The following is a 17,955-nucleotide window of genomic DNA, read 5'->3' as shown; positions in this document are numbered from 1 at the left end:
GGTCGAGCGCGCGGGCCGCTTCGACGACACGGCCTTCCTGCTCGTCGCCGATCACGGCATGGAGGAGAACGACCCCGCGTGCACCGGCGACTGGGACGTCGCCCTGCGCGAGGCCGGCGTTTCCGTTCGCGACGAGGCCTACGGGTTCCTCTACCTCGGCGTAGAGTCCGCGTCGTAGGCGGGCTCGGACTCGGGGGTCAGGGATGAGCAAGCGGATCGCGATCGTGCTCGTCGCGGTGCTCGCGCTCGCGGCGTGCGGCAGCAGCAAGTCGTCGGGATCCGGCGACAACGGCAGTCACCTGCCGACTGCCCCCGGCGCGACGAACGGCAACGGCGGCGGCACCAACAGCGGCTTCGCATCACTGGTCGAGCAGGCCAAGAACGCGAAGTACAAGGTGACCTACTCGAGCGACAACCGCGATGTGTTCACGATCGCGCAGGACCCTCCGAAGTTCGCCATGATCGAAGGCGACTCCGCGACCTACGTGACCGCCGACGGATCGTCCGTCAGCTGCTCGGGCACGGGCTCCGCCGCGACCTGCACGCAACTCCCCGGCACCGGCAGCGCGATCCAGCAGGGGATGGCGAGCGCGTTCGGCGCGGTGGGTCAGCTGTTCGTCACGCTCGCGAACGAGAACCTCGGCGGGCTCAGCAACTTCGTGCACATCAAGACGACGAGCAAGTCGATCGCGGGTCGCGACGCGGAGTGCGCCGCGCTCGACAAGAGCAGCCTCGGCGTACTCGGCGCCTCGATCGGGAACGCGTCGTATCAGGTGTGCGTCGACAAGGACACCGGCGTCATGCTGTCGACGAAGACGACCGACCAGAGCGGCAAGACCGACGAGGTCACCGCCACCGATTTCAGCTCGCCGAGCGACAGCGACTTCACGCCGCCCGCGACCCCGTCGACGATCCCGGGCCTCGGTTCCACCCCGTCCACATAGTCCGCGCAGAGTCCGCGCGGAGTCCGCGCACTCAGCGCGAGTACGGAACCCGCGTCAGACCCCGCTGCTCGTAGACGTTCACCCACAGGGCTCCGGGAGTCGTGACGAGCCGCACGATCGGCAGACCGAGCGGGGTGGTCGCGCCCACGACTCGGTGGGTCACCGCGTCGTAGGGCGTCACCGAGCCGGCCGTGCTGCTGTCGGGTTGCGACGCGACCCAGACGACGCCATCGGCGACGGCGACCGTGACGTTGACCGTGCCGCGCGGGCGGATCGTGCGTCCGATCTGCGCGCCCGAACGTTCGTCGATCTCGATCACGCCGCTCGCGACCTGGAGCCACAGCCGGCCGGGGCTCGAGCCGGCGATCGCCATCACGTCGCGGCGCGTGACGCGGGTCCGAAGCGTGCGCGTGTCGAACCGTTCGAGCTCGTATCCGGCACCGCCGCCCGTGTACCAGAGCGCGCCGGACCCTGCGATGACACCGAACGTGCGTGGGGTCAAGGTCTGCGACGAGCGCCGAACGATGCGATTCGTTGCGGGGTCGATCGCGACGATGTCGCCGTACAGCCCGTCCGGCTCCGGACGTGCCACCCACAGGCGGCCGCCGAAAAACGCAATGCCGTCCGGGTCGAACTGGCCTTCGCGAAGGGAAATCGTGGCAGCGACGTGGTTGGTGCGCGGATCGATGCGCGTGACGGCCGCGGTACCGGTGTCGTCGACCCAGATCGAACCCGCGCCCGCGGCGAGGCTGCGCCCGTCGCTCTCACCGCGGACGGGGATCCTCGCGATCACTCGCCCGTCGGCCGGATCCATGCGCACGACCCGGTCGGCCTGCGAGACCCAGAGCGATCCGTACGCCGCGAGCATGTCCATCCCGTACTGGTCGAACGGGCGCGGCGTTCCGATGCGCACGCGCGGTGGCGCAGTCGTGACCGGCGCGATCGTGCGAACCCGGGGGCGGTTCCGCGTAACCGTCAGTGAGACGCACATCACAACGACGGCGGCGACGATGAGCGCGATCGCGCTCGACCGTGCCCGGCGGCGGCGACGGATGCGCGCCGCGCGCTCGCGTACGGTCGCAACCGGCGCGGGTTCGGGCGCCGATTCGATCAGCGGCTCCAGCAACGTCTCGAGGTCGTTCATCGTCCGTGCTCCTCCACGTCGGTCTCACCGAGGCTCAACGCGAGATGCCCACGCGCGTCGTGCAAGGCGCGCGCGACCGTTCCCGGCGCGATCCGGAGGGCGGCCGCGATGTCGCGCTCGCGCAGCCCCGCGAGGTAGCGCAGCGCGATCACCTCGCGCTCGCGTGGCGGCAGCCGGTTCACCGCGTCCCAGACAACGACCGAGAGCTCGACCGGACGCGTCTCCGTGTCGGCGACCAACCGCGACGCGACGGCGGTGCGCCGGCGTGTCGCGCGTCGTTCCGCCCGCACGCGGTTGCGCGCCACCACCCACGTCCATCCCTCCGGCGACGCCATGCGCCGCACGCGCGTCCAGCGCTCGTACGCGCGGGCGAACGCCTCATCCACCGCTTCCGCACACGCGTCGCGATCGCCGCAGACGAGGTAGAGCGACGCGAAGACCCGTCGATAGTGCGCGCGGTACCACTCGTCGAACCCACGGTCGTCGAGCTCGCTCGGTTCGGTCATCTCGCAGGGCAGAGCGCGCCGGCGTCGGTTCTCTTGGGTTCGCTTAGTACTGAACTTCCCAGAGGCAGAGGCCCTGCGCGGGCGCGGGCTGCGCGGCCACGGCGCGGTCGCCCGCGCGCAGCACGGCGAGCAGGTCGCCGGGCCGGCGCTTGCCGGCGCCGACCTCGACGAGCGTGCCGACGATCGAGCGCACCATCTGCCAGCAGAACGCGCGGGCGCGGATCTCGAAGCGCAGCACACCGTCGCCGTCGTCGCGCCAGCGCGAGTCGAGGACGCGCCGCATCGTCGTCGAGCCCTCGGGTCCCTTGCGGCAGAACGACGCGAAGTCGTGCTCGCCGATGAACACGTCGGCCGCCATCCGCAAGCGCGCGAGGTCGAGCGGCTCCGAGACCCACCACGCGTACCGCGCGAGGAACGGATCCGGCATCGGCCGGTTCACGATCGTGTACACGTACGAACGCGCGGTCGCCGAGTGGCGCGCGTCGAAGCCCGGGTCGACGAGATCCGCGGCGCGCACCACGATCTCGGGACCGAGCATCGAGTTGAGCGCGCTCTGCAGTCGCCACGCGTCGAGGCCGGGCTCGGCTTCGAAGCTCACGACCTGCCCGCGCGCGTGCACGCCGGCGTCGGTGCGGCCCGCGCACGTGAGGTCGACCGGATGGCGCAAGACCTTCTCGATCGCGCCGCCGAGCACGCCGCCGACCGTGCGCACGCGCGGCTGCGAAGCTTGCGCGGCGAAACCGCGGAACCCGGTGCCGTCGTACGCGACGACGAGCCGCACCTTCGCGGGCCCGGCCGGTGTGTCGAACAGACTCACGGCCGAGTGGCCCGCGGGGACCGGACCTAGACCAGCTCGATACGCGCCATCGGCGCGCTGTCGCCGGCGCGGGGACCGAGCTTGAGAATGCGCGTGTAGCCGCCGTTGCGGTCCTCGTAGCGCGGGCCGATCTCACCGAACAGCTTGTGCACGACGTCCTTGTCGTGGATGCGTGCGACGACGAGTCGCTGCTGGTGCAACCCGCCGCGCTTCGCCTTGGTGATGAGTCGCTCGGCGTACGGCCGCAGCGCCTTCGCCTTCGCCTCCGTGGTGACGATCGCCTCCGACGCGAACAAGTGCGCGGCGAGGTTGGCGAGCATGAGGCGGTGGTGCGCGGGCGAGCCGCCGAAACGCGGGCCCTTCTTCGGACGGGGCATCGCTACTCCTTGACCCGCAGCGAGAGCCCGCGCTCGTCGAGCTTCTGCAGGACCTCCTCGAGCGACTTCGAACCGAAGTTCGTGATCGCGAGCAGATCGTCTTCGGTCTTCTGCACGAGCTGGCCGATCGTGTCGACGCGCGCCCGCTTGAGGCAGTTGCGCGGCCGCTCCGACAGGTCGAGCTCCTCGATGGGAAGCTCGAGGTCGGGCGAGGTCGCGAGCGTCGGCGAGGTCTCGCCGAGCTCGAGGCCGCGCTGCTCGTCGGAGAGATCGGCGATGAGGCCGACGAGGTTGCGCAGCGTGTCGCCCGCCGACGCGAGCGCATCGCGCGGCGTGATCGAACCGTCGGTCTCGATCTCGATCGTGAGCCGGTCGTAGTTCGTCGCCTGCTCGACACGCGTCGGCGTGACGCTGAACGCAACCCGGCGCACCGGCGAGAAGATCGCGTCGACGGGGATGATCCCGATCGGGTCGGTGCCCGCCTTCTTCGCACGCTCGGCGGACAGGTAACCGCGACCCTGCTCGATCGTGAGGTCGAGCGCGAGCCGGCCACCCGCGTTCACCGACGCGATCACGAGGTGCGGGTTGAGGACCTCGACGTCGGATGTCGCCTGGATGTCACCGGCGGTCACGTCGCCCGGGCCGCGCGAGTCGAGGCGCAGCGTCACCGGCTCCTCCGACGTCGTGCGCAGCACGAGGTCCTTCACGTTGAGGATCAGGTCGGTGACGTCTTGCTTGACGCCCTTGATCGTGTCGAACTCGTGCAGCGCGTCGTCGAAGCGGATGCGGGTGACGGCCGCGCCGGGAATCGACGAGAGCAGCGTGCGCCGCAGGCTGTTGCCGAGCGTGTGGCCGAAGCCGGGCTCGAGCGGCGAGATGACGAACGTCTGGGTGTTGCCCTCGGCCTCGCCGACTTCGATCTCTGGACGCTGAATGATGAGCATTTATGCCTCGCGCTTCGCGGTGGCTGGGGGAAGTGGCTACTTGGAGTAGAGCTCGACGATGAGCTGCTCGCGCACCGGGATCTCGATCTGCGCGCGCAACGGGAGCTCGCGCACGGTGACCCGGTGGTCGGAGGCCGAGGCGTCGAGCCACTGCGGGACGGCCCGGTCGAGCGTGTCGATGTTGTGGCGGATCACGATCATGTTCTTCGCCTTGGTGCGCAGCTCCGCGACGTCGCCCTTGCGGAGCGTGTACGACGGGATCGTCACGCGCTTGCCGTTCACCGACACGTGCCCGTGCCGCACGAGCTGGCGAGCCTGGTTCCGGCTCGACGCGAAGCCGGCACGGAACACGATGTTGTCGATGCGCGTCTCGAGCATGCGCAGCAGGTTCTCGCCCGTGATGCCCTGCTGGCGCGCGGCCTCCGCGTAGAGGTTGCGGAACTGCTTCTCGAGCAGCCCGTAGATGCGGCGCGCCTTCTGCTTCTCGCGCAGCTGGAGCAGGTACTCGCTCTCGCGAATGCGACCGCGGCCGTGCTGGCCGGGCGGGTACGGGCGACGCTCGATCGGGCACCGCATCGAGTCGCACTTCGTGCCCTTGAGGAACAGCTTCACCCGCTCACGCCGGCAGAGCCGGCAGACGGGACCGGTGTAACGCGCCATCTTCTAGACCCTCCGCCGCTTGGGAGGGCGGCAGCCGTTGTGCGGGATCGGCGTGACGTCCTTGATGCCGACCACCTCGATGCCGGTGTTCTGCAGCGAGCGGATCGCGGTCTCACGTCCCGAGCCCGGACCCTTCACGACCACGTCGACCTTGCGGACGCCGTGCTCCATCGCGCGCTTCCCGGCGGCCTCGGCCGCGAGCTGCGCCGCGAACGGCGTCGACTTGCGCGAGCCCTTGAACCCGACGTTGCCCGACGACGCCCAGGAGAGCGTGTTGCCCTGCTGGTCGGTGATCGTGATGATCGTGTTGTTGAACGAAGACTTGATGTGCGCCACCGCGTAGGCGACGTTCTTGCGCTCTTTGCGCTTGGGGCGACGGCCCCCGGTGCTGGGTTTTGCCATTGAAGTTTTCGGCCTCGATCGCGCGGTGACGACGGATGGGTTGACGGACGAGCGGTGCGCGGCGGCGAGCGCTACTTGCGGGCGCGCTTCTTGCCGGCGACGGTCTTCTTCGGACCCTTGCGGGTGCGGGCGTTCGTGCGCGTGCGCTGCCCGCGCACCGGCAGACCGCGGCGGTGACGGAGGCCCTCGTAGCAGCCGATCTCCATCTTCCGCTTGATGTTCTGCGCGACCTCGCGGCGCAGGTCGCCCTCGACCTGCACGTTCGCCTCGATGTCGGCGCGCAACCTCGAGACCTCTTCGTCGGTGAGGTCACGCACGCGCGTGTCGGGCGACATGCCGGTCCGGTCGCACACCTTCTGTGCGGTCGTACGACCGATGCCGTAGATGTACGTGAGCGAGATCTCGAGCCGCTTCTCGCGCGGGATGTCGACACCGGAGATACGAGCCATGCGTCTTCCTTCAGCCCTGGCGCTGCTTGTGACGGGGGTTCGTGCAGATGACGCGCACCGAGCCGTGCCGGCGGATCACCTTGCACTTCTCACAGATCTTCTTGACCGACGGTCGAACTTTCACGCGCTTCCTTCGCCGAGAACGGCTTCGAGTTACTTGTACCGATAGGTGATGCGGCCGCGGGACAGGTCGTACGGCGTGAGCTCCACCTGGACCTTGTCGCCCGGCGCGATGCGGATGTAGTTCATCCGCATCTTCCCGGAGATGTGGGCGAGCACCCGATGCCCGTTGTCGAGCTCGACGCGGAACATGGCGTTCGGCAGAGGCTCGACCACGGTGCCTTCCACCAGGATCGCGTCATCCTTGGGCTTCGCCAGAGAGCTCACCACCTCATGCGGGGACAGCAGGAACGAAATCGAGAACGGACAGAGACGTTCGGGCACGGCCGGCGTGCCCCAGCAGCGAGCGCGCAGAACGGGCTCGGAGCCGACTGATGAGGTTACACCAGCGGAAATACCGCCCGCCAGGCGTGCTGATGGTGGTCACCAGGGCAGGGTCAGGACCTCCGGGCCGTCGTCGGTCACCGCGATCGTGTGCTCGAAGTGGGCGGAACGCCGCCCGTCGGCCGTCACGACCGTCCAGCCGTCGGCCAGCACCCGGCTCCGAGCCGAGCCCGCGTTCACCATCGGCTCGATCGCGATCACGAGTCCCGGCTTGAGTCGCAGACCGCGACCCGGGGGCCCGTGGTTCGGGACCTGCGGGTCCTCGTGCATCTCGGTCCCGATGCCGTGGCCCACGTACTCACGCACGACCGAGAAGCCGGCCTTCATGACCACGGCCTCCGACACCGCGCCGACGTCGCCGAGTCGGTTGCCCGCGACGGTCGCGTCGATCGAGGCCTGGAGCGCGCGCCGGGTGATGTCGATGAGCCGCTTGCTCTCGTCGTCGACTTCACCGACGGGGACCGTGACCGCGGCGTCGGCGTGCCAGCCCTCGATGATCGCCCCGCAGTCGATCGACACGATGTCGCCTTCTTCGAGCACCCGATCTCCCGGGATGCCGTGCACGATCACCTCGTTCGGCGAGATGCAGGCGACCGCGGGGAAGCCGTGGTAGTTGAGGAAGTTCGAGCGCGCGCCGCGTTGGTCGAGCACCTCGTGCGCGGCCCGGTCGAGATCCGCGGTCGTCGCGCCCGGTCGTGCCGCGCGCGTGCAGACCTCGTGCATCTCCGCGACGACCGTCCCCGCGCGCCGCATGAGGGCGATCTGCTCCGCGGACTTGCGCGTGATCACGCCGCGAACGCGTCCGCTACCGCGCCCGGAGCGGCGAGCAGCGGGGAAGCCGAGCGGGCCGGGTATCCCGGCCTGCAGCAAGCGCGACCGTAGAGAGCGAGGCCGACCATCAACTCGGCGCGAGCGTCGTGTCGATCTCGCTGACGATGCGATCGAACACCGCGTCGCCTTCGCCGACGCCGTTGACGACGCGGACGTGCTTGCCGATCTCCCGATAGAAGTCGAGGATCGGCTTCGTGTCCGTCTCGTAGGCCTCGAGCCGGCGCTCGACCGCTTCCTCGGTGTCGTCGTCGCGCTGCACGACCTCGTGGCCGCATGTGTCACAGACCCACGGCACTTCCGGCGGCATCGTCACGTGGTACACGCGCTGGCAGTCGACGCAGACCCGCCGACCCGAGATGCGGTCGAGCACGATCTCGAGCGGCACGTCGAGGTTGACGACGAGGTCGAGCGGATGACCGTCGAGGATCGTCTCGAAGCTCTCGGCCTGACCGAGGGTGCGCGGGAAGCCGTCGAGCACGAAGCCCTCACCGAGTGGGCCGCCGGGCTCGAGCGCTTCGGTGACGACGCCGAGCACCGTCTCGTCGGGCACGAGCTCGCCCGCGTCCATGTACTCCTTCGCCTTGAGGCCGAACTCGGTCTCGAGCCGGGCGAGCTCGCGAAAGAGATCGCCCGTGGAGAAGTGCGCGATGTCGTAGTGCTCGGAAATGCGCACGGCTTGCGTGCCTTTTCCGGCACCCTGCTTGCCGAGGAGGACGAGCCGGGGTCGAGGCTGCATGGGCGTCAGGACTTCAGGAAGCCCTCGTAGTTGCGCATCATCAGCTGGCTGTCGATCTGTTGCATCGTCTCCAGCGCGACACCCACGACGATGAGCAGCGTCACTCCACCGAACGGGAACTGCTGGATGTTCCAGACCTTCAGCACGAGCAGCGGTATCAGCGCGATCACCGTCAAGAACAGCGATCCCGGCAGCGTGATCCGGTTCAGCACCTTCGCGAGATAGCGCTCGGTCGGCGGTCCGGGCCGGATGCCGGGGATGAAGCCGCCCTGCTTCCGGATGATGTCGGCCTGCTGCGCGGGGTTGAAGGCGATCGCCGTGTAGAAGTACGCGAAGAACACGATCATCAAGCCGTAGATCGCGACGTAGAACCACGTGACCCCACTCTGCGGCACGAGGTTGCTCTGGATGAACCGTTTGAACCCGTCCCACGGCGTGACCTGCGCCAGGATCGCCGGGAACTGGAGTAACGAAGCCGCGAAGATCACCGGGATGACGCCGGACTGGTTGACCTTCAACGGGATGTAGGTGCTCTGGCCGCCGTACATGCGCCGGCCCACGACGCGTTTCGCGAACTGAACCGGGATTCTTCGCTGCCCGGATTCGACGTAGACGATGGCGACGATCAATCCGATCGACATCGCGATGATCACGAAGAACTGCAGCTTCGATCCCTGCGTGAACACGTCGCCGAGCTGATACGGGATGCGCGCCATCACCGCCACCATGATGATGAGCGACATCCCGTTGCCGATTCCGCGTTGGGTGATGAGCTCACCGAGCCACATCACGAGCGCGGTGCCCGCGGTCCACGTGATGACGATCAGCATGGCGCGCCACGCGTTGAAGTTCGGGATGAAGTCGACGCCCTGCGGCAGCCGGATGCCCGAGATGCCGAAGAGACCGGCGTTGCCGCTCTTCAGCGCGAACACGAACCCGGTCGACTGCACGAGCGCGAGGGCCACGGTCATGTACCGCGTCCACTGTGTGATCTTCTTCTGCCCGGACTGACCCTCGTTCTGCCATTCCTCGAGCTTCGGGATCACGACGCCGAGCAACTGCATGATGATCGACGCCGTGATGTACGGCATGATCCCGAGGAAGAAGACGGCGATGTTCGTGATCGCGCCGCCGGAGAACACGTCGAGGAACCCGACGATCCCGCCGCCGTCCTGCGCCTGCTTCTGCAGGTCCTTGATGGCGTGGAAGTCGACGTACGGAACCGGGATGTGGGATCCGACGCGGTAGATCGCGATGACGAAAAGGGTGAAGACGATCTTCTTCCGCAGGTCCGCGACGCGGAACATGTTCGCCAGACGGCTCAGACCATCCATGCGACGCGGGACCTCCTCAGGCGGACGGGGGACCGAACTTTACCGGTTGGTGTGCTGATTCCCGCGGGCGGGGGGGCGACGATCCGCCCACGGCGCCGGGATCACGGTCACCGAACCGCCGGCGGCCGTGATCGCGTCGGCCGCCGACTTCGAGAAGGCGTGCGCCGACACCGTGAGCTTCTTGGTGAGCGCGCCCCGGCCGAGCACCTTGACCAGGCCTTGCTTCGCGACGAGCCCGTGGGCGCGCAACGAATCGGGGCTCACCTCGGTGCCCGCATCGAAGCTGTCGAGCAGGTCGAGGTTCACCACGTGGTACTCGATACGGAAGGGGTTGTTGAACCCCTTGGCCTTCGGTGTGCGGCGGTGGATCGGGGTCTGGCCACCCTCGAAGCGGGGCGAGACGTTGCCGCGGGCGCCGGTGCCCTTCGTGCCGCGGCCGGCCGTCTTGCCGCCCTTGCCGCCGATGCCGCGACCGACGCGTCGCGCGGCGCGGCGCGAACCCGGTGCGGGGACGAGATCGTGGATCTTCATGCGACCTCCTCCACGGTGACGAGGTGCGGGACCCGCGCGATCATGCCGCGGATCTCGGGGCGGTCGGGCAGCGTGTTCGTGCTGCCGATCTTGCGCAGGCCGAGCGCGCGGATGGTGCCCCGCTGCTTCGGCTTCGTACCGATCCGGGACCGGACGAGTGTGACCTTGAGCTCGGCCATCACGCGACCTCGACGATCTCGTGCTTGGGCCGGTTGCGCTCCCGGTACGCGCCGAGCATGCCCTTCGTCGAGACTTCTTCGATGTCGAGGCCACGCATCTTCGCGACATCGTCGGGACGGCGGAGCGACTGAAGCCCCTGGATCGTCGCGCGCGCCACATTGATCGCGTTCGACGAGCCGATCGACTTCGCGAGCACGTCGTGGATGCCGGCGGCCTCGAGGATCGCGCGCGCCGCGCCGCCCGCGATCACGCCGGTACCGGGCGCCGCGGGCTTGATGAGCACGCGCGCGGCGTCGTGCTCGCCGAGCACCGCGTGGGTCACGGTCGAGCCCGCGAGCGGCACGTTGAAGAGGCTCTTGCGCGCCTCCTCCATGCCCTTCTGGATCGCGGCGGGCACTTCCTTCGCCTTGCCGTAGCCAAGCCCGACGTTCCCACTGCCGTCGCCCACGGCCACGAGCGCGGTGAACGAGAAGCGCCGGCCGCCCTTCACGACCTTCGCCACTCGGTTGATCGCGATCACTCGCTCGTCGTACTGGCCTTCGGCCATGACAACTCCCTCTCAGACCTAGAAGACGAGGCCGCCCTCGCGGGCCCCGTCGGCGACGGCCGCGACGCGACCGTGGTAGTTGAAGCCGCCGCGGTCGAACACGACGGTGCTGATGCCGGCGTCCTTGGCGCGCTGCGCGAGCAGCAGCCCGACCTGCTTCGCGGCGTCGACCGTTGACGTCGCGCCGCTGCGCTGCTCGGCCTCGATCGTCGACGCGGCGACGATCGTGCGTCCCGCGAGATCGTCGATCGCCTGCACGTAGACGTGCTTGTTCGAGCGGAACACCGCGAGACGCGGCCGCTCGGGCGTACCCATGATCTTCTTGCGGACCCGGCGGTGCCGCCGCTTGAGTCGCTCGGACTTCGAGAGCGCCATGACCTACCTCGTCACTTCGCCGACTTGCCGGCCTTGCGCAGCACGCGCTCGCCGGCGTAGCGGATGCCCTTGCCCTTGTAGGGCTCGGGCTTGCGGATCTTGCGGATGTCGGCCGCGACCTGACCGACCTGCTGCTTGTCGAAGCCGCGCACGGAGATGCGGATCGGCGTGGGCGTTTCGAAGGTGATGCCGTCGGGCGCATCGATGACGACGGGGTGCGAGAACCCGAGCTGGAGCTCGAGCCGGTTCGGCCCGCTCGCCGCGGCGCGATAGCCGACGCCGACGATCTCGAGCTCCTTCACGAAGCCGTCCGAGACACCGGTCACCATGTTCTGCACGAGCGTGCGCGTGAGGCCGTGCAGCGCGCGGTTCTGGCGCTCGTCGTCGGGACGCGACACGACGATGGCTTCGCCGTCGCGGCTCACGCCGATCGTGCCGGCCACGTCGAGCTGCAGCGATCCCTTCGGACCCTTCACCTCGACGCGCTGGCCGTCGATCTTCACGTCGACGCCGCTCGGCACCGTGATGGGCTTCTTCCCGACACGCGACATGGTGTGCTCCTACCAGACCTGGCAGAGAACTTCGCCGCCCATGCGGCGACGGCGCGCCTCGCGGTCGGTCATGAGTCCCTGGTTGGTCGACACGATGGCGATCCCCATGCCGCCGAGAACGCGCGGCACGCCGTCGGAGGCGCGGTAGACGCGCAGGCCGGGACGCGAGACGCGCTTCAGGCCGGAGATCGTGCGCCGCCGGTCGGCGCTGTACTTCATCCGGATGGTCAACGTCTTGCCGGGTCGCTCGGACTCGTCGGTCACGGTGTAGCCCGTGATGTAGCCCTCGTTCTGCAGGATGCGCGCGAGCGCTTCCTTCAGCTTCGACGACGGCATCGCGACGTCGTCGTGGAACGCGGTGTTCGCGTTCCGCAGCCGGGTGAGCATGTCGGCGATCGGATCGGTCATCGTCACTGCGCCAACCCCCTCACCACGACGACTTCGTCAGGCCGGGGATCTCCCCGGCGTGGCCCATCTCGCGCAGACAGATCCGGCACAACCCGAAGGCGCGATACACCGAGCGCGGCCGGCCACATCGGCGGCAGCGCGTGTAACCGCGCACCTTGAACTTCGGGGTGCCCTGTTGCTTGTTGACGAGTGCCTTCTTGGCCATCTGTACCTGTGCCCTATCCCTCGCGACGGAATGGGAAGCCGAGCGCGCGCAGGAGCGCGCGGCCTTGGTCATCTGTCTCGGCGGTCGTGACGATCGTGATGTCCATGCCGCGGACCGCGTCGATCTTGTCGTAGTCGATCTCCGGAAAGATCAGCTGTTCGGTGACGCCGAACGTGTAGTTGCCGCGGCCGTCGAACTGCGAAGGCGACATGCCACGGAAGTCACGGATGCGCGGGATCGCCAGCGTCACCAGGCGGTCGTAGAACTCCCACATCCGGTCGGCGCGCAGCGTGACCTTGGCGCCGATCTCGTTGCCCTCGCGCAGCTTGAACCCCGCGATGGACTTCTTCGCCTTCGTCACGAGCGGCTTCTGCCCGGTGATGATCTGGAGGTCGGTGACCGCGCCGTCGAGCAGCGACTTCTGCTGCGTCGCCTTGCCGACACCCATGTTCACCACGATCTTGACGACGCGCGGTACCTGCATCGGGTTCGCGAGCGCGAGCTCCTGCTGGAGCTGCGGCTTCACGACTTCCTCGTAGCGCACCTTCAGACGCGGGCGCTCGCTCGTTGCCGCGACCATCAGAGGTCTCCCTCGCACTTGCGGCAGATGCGGATCTTCTTGCCGTCGTCGTCGAAGCGGTAACCGATGCGCGTCGGCTTGTGGCACGACTTGCACACGATCCCGACGTTGGACGCGTGGAGCGGCATCTCCTTGTCGATGATGCCGCCCTGCATCGTGGAGCGCGTCGGCTTCTGGTGCTTCTTCGCGAGGTTGACGCGGTCGATGATCACCTTGTTCGTACGCGGGAGCACGCGCATGATGTCGCCGCGCTTGCCGAGCTCCTTGCCCGACAGCACCTCGACCTCATCGCCCTTCCTGAGCTTCATCACAACACCTCCGGAGCGAGCGACACGATCCGCATGAAGCGGCGGTCGCGCAGCTCGCGGCCGACGGGACCGAAGATGCGCGTGCCGCGCGGCTGCATCTGGTCGTTGATGAGCACGGCCGCGTTCTCGTCGAAGCGGATGTAGCTGCCGTCGGGACGGCGCTTCTCCTTCTTCGTGCGGACGACGACGCACTTCACGACGTCGCCCTTCTTCACGGCCGCGCCCGGCACCGCGACCTTGACGGTCGCGACGAAGACATCGCCGATGCTCGCGTAGCGCCGGCGGGTACCGCCGAGCACCTTGATGCACAGCACCTCGCGCGCACCTGAGTTGTCGGCCACTTTGAGCCGGGTTTCCTGCTGGATCATCTCGCGTTCCTGTCGCCTTACCGGGCCCGCTCGAGCACTTCGACGACCCGCCACCGCTTGTGACGCGACAGCGGCCGCGTCTCCTGGATGCGCACCCGGTCGCCTTCGCGCACCTCGTTCGCCTCGTCGTGCGCGTAGAGCCGGTTCGTGCGCTGCAGCGTCTTGCCGTAGCGCGGGTGTGCAACTCGGTCGATGACGCTGACCACGACGGTCTTGTCCATCTTCGACGAGACGACGATTCCCTCCCGCACCTTGCGTGCGTTCGGCCGCGCCGCGGCTTCGGACTCAGCCATCGGACGGCTCCTTCGAGAGGGATTCGTGCGCGTCGATCTCTCGCGAGCGCATGATCGTGTGGATCCGGGCGATGTTCTTCCGGACCTCCTTGAAACGGGCCACGTTGTCGAGCTCGCCGGTCGCGTTCTGGAAGCGGAGGTTGAACAGCGTCTGCTTCTCCTCCGCGAGCCGCACCTCGAGCGCGTCGTCGTGCATCTCGCGCAATTCCGAAGCCTGCTTCTTGGGCATCAGGCCTCCTCGCGCACGATGAAGCGCGCCTTCAGCGGCAGCTTGTGGATCGCGAGCCGCATCGCCTCGCGCGCGACCTCCTCGGGCACACCCGAGAGCTCGAAGAGGATGCGGCCGGGCTTCACGACCGCGACCCACGACTCGGGGTTGCCCTTGCCGGAACCCATGCGCGTCTCGGCCGGCTTCTGCGTGATCGGCTTGTCCGGGAAGACCGTGATCCAGACCTTCCCACCGCGCTTGATGTGACGGGTCATCGCGATACGAGCGGCCTCGATCTGACGGTTCGTCAGCCAGCCCGGTTCGAGGGCCTGGATACCGAAGTCGCCGAAGGCGATCTTCGTGCCTCCCTTGGCCATCCCCGTCCTGCGGCCGCGCTGCACCTTGCGGTGGCGGACCTTGCGTGGCATCAACATCAGCGGTCACTCCGACTCATGGCGCGTCTCTTACTCGTCGGTCGCGTGGAACTTGCCGGGCTCGTGGTGCTCGCGCGTCCGACGCTCGATCTCTTCTTCTTCCGCGAGCAGCCGCTCGAGCTCGGGGTCGGCCTCCTGCACGATCGGCTCCGCGCGGTCGTCGGTCTCGGTGCCGTCGTCGGCCACCGGCTCGGCCGCAGGACGGCGGCGACCGCCACCCGCGCTCACGACCCGGCGACCGGTCGCCTGACCGGCGGTCTCGCCCACCGCCATCGCGGCCTCGCGCGCGATCTTCTCCGCGGCCGCGGCCTTGTACGGGAGGATCTCGCCCTTGTAGATCCAGACCTTCACGCCGATGCGCCCGAACGTCGTGCGCGCCTCGGCGAGGCCGTAGTCGATGTCGGCGCGCAGCGTGTGCAACGGCACGCGACCTTCGCGGTAGCTCTCGCTGCGGCTCATCTCCGCGCCGCCGAGGCGACCGCCGCACTGCACCTTGATGCCGAGCGCGCCCGCCTTCATCGTCGTCTGCAGCGCGCGCTTCATCGCGCGCCGGAACGACACGCGCCCCGCGAGCTGGTCGGCGACGCCCTGCGCGATGAGCATCGCGTCGAGCTCGGGCTGCTTGATCTCCTGGATGTTGAAGTGGATGCGCGGGTTGCCCGTGACCTTGAGCAGCCCGGCGCGCAGGCGTTCGGCCTCCGCGCCGCGCCGACCGATGACGATGCCGGGGCGCGCGGTGTAGACGTCGACGCGCAGGCGATCACGCGTGCGCTCGATCTCGATGCGACTCACCGCCGCGCGCTCGAGCTGCTTGCGCAGGTACTCGCGGATCTTGATGTCCTCGACGAGGAAGTCGGTGTACTGGGTGCCGTCGGCGATCCAGCGCGACTTCCAGTCGGTGACGATCCCGAGCCGGAACCCGTAGGGGTTGACTTTCTGTCCCATTACTCGGTCTCTTCGCTCTCGTCGTCGGCGTCGGCTTCGACGTCGTCGGTCGCGTCCTCGGTGCTTGCCTCGATCTCGGCCTCGGTCTCGGCGACGGGCTCGTCCTCGGCCGTGCCCGCCTCGGGCGTGTAGTCGGCGAGCAGCTCGTCGACCGTCGCGCCCGACGCGCCGGTTTCCTCGTGATCGTGCTCGTCGTGCTCGTGGTCGTGCTCGTCGTGATCGTGTTCCTCGAGTGTCTCGCCCCGAGCCGCGGCGCGCGACGCGCGCACGCGATCGGCGCGCCGGCGCGCAAGCCGCCCGCTCGCGCTCGCGGGGCTCGCGCTCTCCTCGCGGCCGCGACGCGCGCGCAGCTCGTCGTCGCTGAAGCGCGCGAGCACGATCGTCAAGTGCGACGAGCGCTTGCGCACACGGAAGTACCGACCGCGTGCACGGGCCTGACCCCACTTGCGCGTGGGGCCCTCGTCGCAGAAGCAGCGCCGCACGTACAGCTCGTCGATCGGGATCTCCTTGTTGTGCTCCGCGTTGGCGATCGCCGACTCGAGCACCTTCAGCACGTGACCCGCGGCGGTACGGGGCTGCAGCTGGAGCACGCGCTCGGCGTCCTCCGCGGCCATGCCCCGCACGAGGTCGAGGACCGGTCGCACCTTGTACGGCGAGACGTTGAGGTGCCGAACGGACGCGCGCGCCTCGGCGCGGGTCTCGTCGCGGGTGTCGCCTGCGGCCTTCGTCGCCATCAGCGCCGGCTCGATCGCTCTTGTCCGGCATGGAACCGGAACGTACGGGTGGGCGCGAACTCGCCGAGCTTGTGGCCGACCATCGCCTCGCTCACGTACACGGGGACGTGCTTGCGCCCGTCGTGCACCGCGAACGTGTGGCCGACCATCTCGGGCGTGATCGTGGAACGGCGCGACCACGTCTTGATGACCTTGCGGTCGCCGGCCTCGTTCATGCGCTCGACCTTCACCCGGAGGTGCGTGTCGACGAACGGGCCCTTCTTGAGACTGCGGGGCATGAGCGATTACCTCCGGGAGCCGCGCGTGCGGCGCCGACGGACGATGAGCTGGTCGGACGGCTTGCCCTTCTTGCGGGTGCGGCCCTCGGGCTTGCCCCACGGCGAGACCGGCGGCCGGCCGCCGGAACTCTTGCCCTCGCCACCACCGAGCGGGTGGTCGACCGGGTTCATGGCGACACCGCGCGTCTGCGGGCGCACACCCTTCCACCGGTTGCGGCCCGCCTTGCCGATGGAGATGAGGCCGGCCTCGGCGTTGCCGACGGATCCGATCGTGCCGCGGCAGTCGATCGGGACGCGCCGCATCTCGGTCGACGGAAGCCGCAGTGTCGCGAAGGCGCCCTCCTTCGCGATCAGCTGGATCGAGGCACCCGCGCCGCGGCCGATCTTGCCGCCCGCGCCCGGCTTGAGCTCGACGTTGTGGACGGTCGTGCCGACGGGGATGAATCGCAGCGGCATCGCGTTGCCGACGCGGATCTCGGCTTCGCGCCCGCTCTGCAGCGTGTCGCCGACCGAGAGTCCCGAGGGGGCGAGGATGTAGCGCTTCTCGCCGTCGCGGTAGTGCAGCAGCGCGATGCGCGCGTTGCGGTTCGGGTCGTACTCGATCGACGCGACGCGCGCGGGAACGCCGTCCTTCTCGCGCTTGAAGTCGACGAAGCGGTAGAGGCGCTTGTGTGCGCCGCCGCGGTGCCGCGCGGTCTTGCGTCCGTACGAGTTGCGGCCGCCGGTGTTGTGCTTCGCGTGCGTGAGCGATTTCTCGGGACGATCGGTCGTGATCTCCTTGAAGTCGGAGACGCTCTGGAATCGGCGACCGGGGCTCGTGGGCTTGCGCTTGCGGACCGGCATCAACGGCTCCCGAAGATCTCGATGGAATCGCCCGCCGCGAGCGTCACGAGTGCGCGCCGCTCGTCGGCCCGAGACGACCAGTTGCCGGTGCGCCGATTGCGCTTGCGCTTGCCCTTGCGGTTGATCGTGTTCACGTTGGCGACGCGCACGTTGAAGATGGTCTCGACCGCGTGCCGGATCTCGATCTTGTTCGCGTCGGGCGCAACGACGAACGTGTAGATGCCCTCGTCGAACGAGGCGTACGACTTCTCCGACACGACCGGCCGGATGATGATGTCGCGGGCGTCGCGTGAGGTCACTCGGCACCTTCCTCGTCGGCGGCGTCGTCGCTCGCGCTGGCGCTCGGCGCCTCGGGCTCGACCGCACCCGGCGCACTGATGGAGCCGAAGCGGGCGACGAGCGATTCGAGGGTCGAGCGCGAGAAGACGATCGAGTCGTTCACGAGCACGTCGTAGGCGTTGAGCTCGGTGGTGAGGATGATCTGCACGCGCTCACCGAGGTTGCGGAACGACTTCCACA

General features: G+C 68.6%; 32 protein-coding genes and 1 pseudogene. 1 reads left to right on the top strand and 32 read right to left on the bottom strand.

The features are described from left to right. Positions 1-203 precede the first annotated feature (203 nt). The gene (locus VH914_07115) at positions 204-944 is read left to right on the top strand and encodes a hypothetical protein (protein HEX4490959.1); all 741 of its coding nucleotides are present in this window, start codon (positions 204-206) and stop codon (positions 942-944) included. A 31-nt stretch (positions 945-975) separates the two neighbouring features. On the opposite strand, the gene VH914_07110 is transcribed toward VH914_07115, so the two are convergent. The 32 genes and pseudogenes from VH914_07110 to VH914_06955 all read right to left on the bottom strand — a co-directional run. Next, positions 976-2,088 carry a hypothetical protein gene (locus VH914_07110; GenBank protein ID HEX4490958.1) on the bottom strand — a complete coding sequence of 371 codons (1,113 nt, stop codon included), beginning with the start codon at positions 2,086-2,088 and terminating at the stop codon, positions 976-978. Beyond that, the gene (locus tag VH914_07105) at positions 2,085-2,594 is read right to left on the bottom strand and encodes a sigma-70 family RNA polymerase sigma factor (GenBank protein ID HEX4490957.1); all 510 of its coding nucleotides are present in this window, start codon (positions 2,592-2,594) and stop codon (positions 2,085-2,087) included. The genes VH914_07110 and VH914_07105 overlap by 4 nt, the downstream gene beginning before the upstream one ends. Positions 2,595-2,637: 43 nt before the next feature. Beyond that, on the bottom strand, positions 2,638-3,411 hold the full coding sequence (gene truA, locus VH914_07100) for a tRNA pseudouridine(38-40) synthase TruA (protein ID HEX4490956.1): 774 nt from the start codon (positions 3,409-3,411) through the stop codon (positions 2,638-2,640). 32 nt (positions 3,412-3,443) lie between these two features. Further along, a pseudogene (gene rplQ / locus VH914_07095) lies at positions 3,444-3,788 on the bottom strand (50S ribosomal protein L17). Positions 3,789-3,790: 2 nt separating this feature from the next. Continuing rightward, positions 3,791-4,732 carry a DNA-directed RNA polymerase subunit alpha gene (locus tag VH914_07090; protein ID HEX4490955.1) on the bottom strand — a complete coding sequence of 314 codons (942 nt, stop codon included), beginning with the start codon at positions 4,730-4,732 and terminating at the stop codon, positions 3,791-3,793. A gap of 36 nt (positions 4,733-4,768) precedes the next feature. After that, positions 4,769-5,392 carry a 30S ribosomal protein S4 gene (gene rpsD, locus VH914_07085; GenBank protein HEX4490954.1) on the bottom strand — a complete coding sequence of 208 codons (624 nt, stop codon included), beginning with the start codon at positions 5,390-5,392 and terminating at the stop codon, positions 4,769-4,771. A 3-nt stretch (positions 5,393-5,395) separates the two neighbouring features. Next, positions 5,396-5,794, bottom strand: a complete 399-nt coding sequence (gene rpsK / locus VH914_07080; GenBank protein ID HEX4490953.1) for a 30S ribosomal protein S11 — start codon at positions 5,792-5,794, stop codon at positions 5,396-5,398. A 71-nt stretch (positions 5,795-5,865) separates the two neighbouring features. Continuing rightward, complete coding sequence (rpsM, locus tag VH914_07075; GenBank protein ID HEX4490952.1) at positions 5,866-6,243, bottom strand: 30S ribosomal protein S13; 378 nt, start codon at positions 6,241-6,243, stop codon at positions 5,866-5,868. A 10-nt stretch (positions 6,244-6,253) separates the two neighbouring features. Beyond that, positions 6,254-6,367, bottom strand: a complete 114-nt coding sequence (gene rpmJ, locus VH914_07070) for a 50S ribosomal protein L36 (protein HEX4490951.1) — start codon at positions 6,365-6,367, stop codon at positions 6,254-6,256. A gap of 29 nt (positions 6,368-6,396) precedes the next feature. Further along, positions 6,397-6,621 carry a translation initiation factor IF-1 gene (infA, locus tag VH914_07065; GenBank protein HEX4490950.1) on the bottom strand — a complete coding sequence of 75 codons (225 nt, stop codon included), beginning with the start codon at positions 6,619-6,621 and terminating at the stop codon, positions 6,397-6,399. A gap of 165 nt (positions 6,622-6,786) precedes the next feature. Further along, complete coding sequence (gene map, locus VH914_07060; protein ID HEX4490949.1) at positions 6,787-7,536, bottom strand: type I methionyl aminopeptidase; 750 nt, start codon at positions 7,534-7,536, stop codon at positions 6,787-6,789. Positions 7,537-7,645: 109 nt separating this feature from the next. Further along, positions 7,646-8,314, bottom strand: a complete 669-nt coding sequence (locus VH914_07055) for an adenylate kinase (protein HEX4490948.1) — start codon at positions 8,312-8,314, stop codon at positions 7,646-7,648. Between the two features lie 5 nt (positions 8,315-8,319). Further along, positions 8,320-9,648, bottom strand: a complete 1,329-nt coding sequence (secY, locus tag VH914_07050; protein HEX4490947.1) for a preprotein translocase subunit SecY — start codon at positions 9,646-9,648, stop codon at positions 8,320-8,322. A 39-nt stretch (positions 9,649-9,687) separates the two neighbouring features. After that, positions 9,688-10,179 (bottom strand): 50S ribosomal protein L15, encoded by a 492-nt coding sequence (gene rplO, locus VH914_07045; GenBank protein HEX4490946.1) that lies wholly within the window; start codon positions 10,177-10,179, stop codon positions 9,688-9,690. Further along, complete coding sequence (gene rpmD / locus VH914_07040; protein ID HEX4490945.1) at positions 10,176-10,358, bottom strand: 50S ribosomal protein L30; 183 nt, start codon at positions 10,356-10,358, stop codon at positions 10,176-10,178. Before rpmD ends, rplO begins: the two co-directional genes overlap by 4 nt. Next, complete coding sequence (gene rpsE, locus VH914_07035) at positions 10,358-10,906, bottom strand: 30S ribosomal protein S5 (GenBank protein ID HEX4490944.1); 549 nt, start codon at positions 10,904-10,906, stop codon at positions 10,358-10,360. Before rpsE ends, rpmD begins: the two co-directional genes overlap by 1 nt. A gap of 18 nt (positions 10,907-10,924) precedes the next feature. Next, entirely contained in the window at positions 10,925-11,281 is a 357-nt protein-coding gene (gene rplR / locus VH914_07030; protein ID HEX4490943.1) for a 50S ribosomal protein L18, read from the bottom strand. A gap of 11 nt (positions 11,282-11,292) precedes the next feature. Beyond that, positions 11,293-11,832 carry a 50S ribosomal protein L6 gene (gene rplF, locus VH914_07025; GenBank protein HEX4490942.1) on the bottom strand — a complete coding sequence of 180 codons (540 nt, stop codon included), beginning with the start codon at positions 11,830-11,832 and terminating at the stop codon, positions 11,293-11,295. Positions 11,833-11,841: 9 nt separating this feature from the next. Further along, positions 11,842-12,246 carry a 30S ribosomal protein S8 gene (gene rpsH / locus VH914_07020; GenBank protein HEX4490941.1) on the bottom strand — a complete coding sequence of 135 codons (405 nt, stop codon included), beginning with the start codon at positions 12,244-12,246 and terminating at the stop codon, positions 11,842-11,844. A gap of 13 nt (positions 12,247-12,259) precedes the next feature. After that, entirely contained in the window at positions 12,260-12,445 is a 186-nt protein-coding gene (locus VH914_07015) for a type Z 30S ribosomal protein S14 (protein HEX4490940.1), read from the bottom strand. A gap of 13 nt (positions 12,446-12,458) precedes the next feature. Beyond that, positions 12,459-13,025 (bottom strand): 50S ribosomal protein L5, encoded by a 567-nt coding sequence (rplE, locus tag VH914_07010; GenBank protein HEX4490939.1) that lies wholly within the window; start codon positions 13,023-13,025, stop codon positions 12,459-12,461. After that, positions 13,025-13,333 (bottom strand): 50S ribosomal protein L24, encoded by a 309-nt coding sequence (rplX, locus tag VH914_07005; GenBank protein ID HEX4490938.1) that lies wholly within the window; start codon positions 13,331-13,333, stop codon positions 13,025-13,027. The genes rplE and rplX overlap by 1 nt, the downstream gene beginning before the upstream one ends. Next, positions 13,333-13,701 (bottom strand): 50S ribosomal protein L14, encoded by a 369-nt coding sequence (rplN, locus tag VH914_07000; GenBank protein ID HEX4490937.1) that lies wholly within the window; start codon positions 13,699-13,701, stop codon positions 13,333-13,335. Before rplN ends, rplX begins: the two co-directional genes overlap by 1 nt. A gap of 17 nt (positions 13,702-13,718) precedes the next feature. Further along, positions 13,719-13,994, bottom strand: a complete 276-nt coding sequence (gene rpsQ, locus VH914_06995) for a 30S ribosomal protein S17 (GenBank protein HEX4490936.1) — start codon at positions 13,992-13,994, stop codon at positions 13,719-13,721. Beyond that, positions 13,987-14,223, bottom strand: coding sequence for a 50S ribosomal protein L29 (rpmC, locus tag VH914_06990; protein HEX4490935.1), 237 nt, complete (start codon positions 14,221-14,223; stop codon positions 13,987-13,989). Before rpmC ends, rpsQ begins: the two co-directional genes overlap by 8 nt. Beyond that, positions 14,223-14,636 (bottom strand): 50S ribosomal protein L16, encoded by a 414-nt coding sequence (rplP, locus tag VH914_06985; GenBank protein ID HEX4490934.1) that lies wholly within the window; start codon positions 14,634-14,636, stop codon positions 14,223-14,225. The genes rpmC and rplP overlap by 1 nt, the downstream gene beginning before the upstream one ends. 30 nt (positions 14,637-14,666) lie before the next feature. Continuing rightward, positions 14,667-15,581, bottom strand: coding sequence for a 30S ribosomal protein S3 (rpsC, locus tag VH914_06980; GenBank protein ID HEX4490933.1), 915 nt, complete (start codon positions 15,579-15,581; stop codon positions 14,667-14,669). Next, positions 15,581-16,315: a 50S ribosomal protein L22 gene (gene rplV / locus VH914_06975; GenBank protein HEX4490932.1), complete on the bottom strand. Its 735-nt coding sequence runs from the start codon at positions 16,313-16,315 to the stop codon at positions 15,581-15,583. Before rplV ends, rpsC begins: the two co-directional genes overlap by 1 nt. Beyond that, positions 16,315-16,593, bottom strand: a complete 279-nt coding sequence (rpsS, locus tag VH914_06970; GenBank protein HEX4490931.1) for a 30S ribosomal protein S19 — start codon at positions 16,591-16,593, stop codon at positions 16,315-16,317. The genes rplV and rpsS overlap by 1 nt, the downstream gene beginning before the upstream one ends. Before the next feature lie 6 nt (positions 16,594-16,599). Next, positions 16,600-17,436 (bottom strand): 50S ribosomal protein L2, encoded by an 837-nt coding sequence (gene rplB, locus VH914_06965; protein HEX4490930.1) that lies wholly within the window; start codon positions 17,434-17,436, stop codon positions 16,600-16,602. Continuing rightward, positions 17,436-17,735 carry a 50S ribosomal protein L23 gene (gene rplW / locus VH914_06960; protein ID HEX4490929.1) on the bottom strand — a complete coding sequence of 100 codons (300 nt, stop codon included), beginning with the start codon at positions 17,733-17,735 and terminating at the stop codon, positions 17,436-17,438. Before rplW ends, rplB begins: the two co-directional genes overlap by 1 nt. Beyond that, positions 17,732-17,955 (bottom strand): 50S ribosomal protein L4 (locus VH914_06955; GenBank protein HEX4490928.1); only part of this gene is annotated, 224 nt, incomplete at its 5' end. The genes rplW and VH914_06955, both read right to left, overlap by 4 nt.

Source organism: Acidimicrobiia bacterium (assembly GCA_036271555.1).
Lineage (GTDB): Bacteria > Actinomycetota > Acidimicrobiia > IMCC26256 > PALSA-610 > DATBAK01.
Note: the sequence above shows the minus strand (reverse complement) of the source record. Positions and strands in the feature narration are given on the sequence as shown.

Bases quoted from the DNA above. Each gene is read 5' to 3' on its own strand.
- rpsE (HEX4490944.1), bottom strand. From the start codon at position 10,906: ATGGCCGAAGGCCAGTACGACGAGCGAGTGATCGCGATCAACCGAGTG.
- rplV (HEX4490932.1), bottom strand. From the start codon at position 16,315: ATGGCGACGAAGGCCGCAGGCGACACCCGCGACGAGACCCGCGCCGAG.
- VH914_07110 (HEX4490958.1), bottom strand. From the start codon at position 2,088: ATGAACGACCTCGAGACGTTGCTGGAGCCGCTGATCGAATCGGCGCCC.
- rplO (HEX4490946.1), bottom strand. From the start codon at position 10,179: ATGAAGATCCACGATCTCGTCCCCGCACCGGGTTCGCGCCGCGCCGCG.
- rpmC (HEX4490935.1), bottom strand. From the start codon at position 14,223: ATGCCCAAGAAGCAGGCTTCGGAATTGCGCGAGATGCACGACGACGCG.
- rplR (HEX4490943.1), bottom strand. From the start codon at position 11,281: ATGGCGCTCTCGAAGTCCGAGCGACTCAAGCGGCGGCACCGCCGGGTC.
- rplF (HEX4490942.1), bottom strand. From the start codon at position 11,832: ATGTCGCGTGTCGGGAAGAAGCCCATCACGGTGCCGAGCGGCGTCGAC.
- VH914_07015 (HEX4490940.1), bottom strand. From the start codon at position 12,445: ATGGCCAAGAAGGCACTCGTCAACAAGCAACAGGGCACCCCGAAGTTC.
- rplN (HEX4490937.1), bottom strand. From the start codon at position 13,701: ATGATCCAGCAGGAAACCCGGCTCAAAGTGGCCGACAACTCAGGTGCG.
- rplE (HEX4490939.1), bottom strand. From the start codon at position 13,025: ATGGTCGCGGCAACGAGCGAGCGCCCGCGTCTGAAGGTGCGCTACGAG.
- rplP (HEX4490934.1), bottom strand. From the start codon at position 14,636: ATGTTGATGCCACGCAAGGTCCGCCACCGCAAGGTGCAGCGCGGCCGC.
- rpsQ (HEX4490936.1), bottom strand. From the start codon at position 13,994: ATGGCTGAGTCCGAAGCCGCGGCGCGGCCGAACGCACGCAAGGTGCGG.
- rpsC (HEX4490933.1), bottom strand. From the start codon at position 15,581: ATGGGACAGAAAGTCAACCCCTACGGGTTCCGGCTCGGGATCGTCACC.
- VH914_07055 (HEX4490948.1), bottom strand. From the start codon at position 8,314: ATGCAGCCTCGACCCCGGCTCGTCCTCCTCGGCAAGCAGGGTGCCGGA.
- rpsM (HEX4490952.1), bottom strand. From the start codon at position 6,243: ATGGCTCGTATCTCCGGTGTCGACATCCCGCGCGAGAAGCGGCTCGAG.
- VH914_07105 (HEX4490957.1), bottom strand. From the start codon at position 2,594: ATGACCGAACCGAGCGAGCTCGACGACCGTGGGTTCGACGAGTGGTAC.
- VH914_07115 (HEX4490959.1), top strand. From the start codon at position 204: ATGAGCAAGCGGATCGCGATCGTGCTCGTCGCGGTGCTCGCGCTCGCG.
- VH914_07090 (HEX4490955.1), bottom strand. From the start codon at position 4,732: ATGCTCATCATTCAGCGTCCAGAGATCGAAGTCGGCGAGGCCGAGGGC.
- rplX (HEX4490938.1), bottom strand. From the start codon at position 13,333: ATGAAGCTCAGGAAGGGCGATGAGGTCGAGGTGCTGTCGGGCAAGGAG.
- rpsD (HEX4490954.1), bottom strand. From the start codon at position 5,392: ATGGCGCGTTACACCGGTCCCGTCTGCCGGCTCTGCCGGCGTGAGCGG.
- rplB (HEX4490930.1), bottom strand. From the start codon at position 17,436: ATGCCGGTCCGCAAGCGCAAGCCCACGAGCCCCGGTCGCCGATTCCAG.
- rpmD (HEX4490945.1), bottom strand. From the start codon at position 10,358: ATGGCCGAGCTCAAGGTCACACTCGTCCGGTCCCGGATCGGTACGAAG.
- rpsK (HEX4490953.1), bottom strand. From the start codon at position 5,794: ATGGCAAAACCCAGCACCGGGGGCCGTCGCCCCAAGCGCAAAGAGCGC.
- rpsS (HEX4490931.1), bottom strand. From the start codon at position 16,593: ATGCCCCGCAGTCTCAAGAAGGGCCCGTTCGTCGACACGCACCTCCGG.
- secY (HEX4490947.1), bottom strand. From the start codon at position 9,648: ATGGATGGTCTGAGCCGTCTGGCGAACATGTTCCGCGTCGCGGACCTG.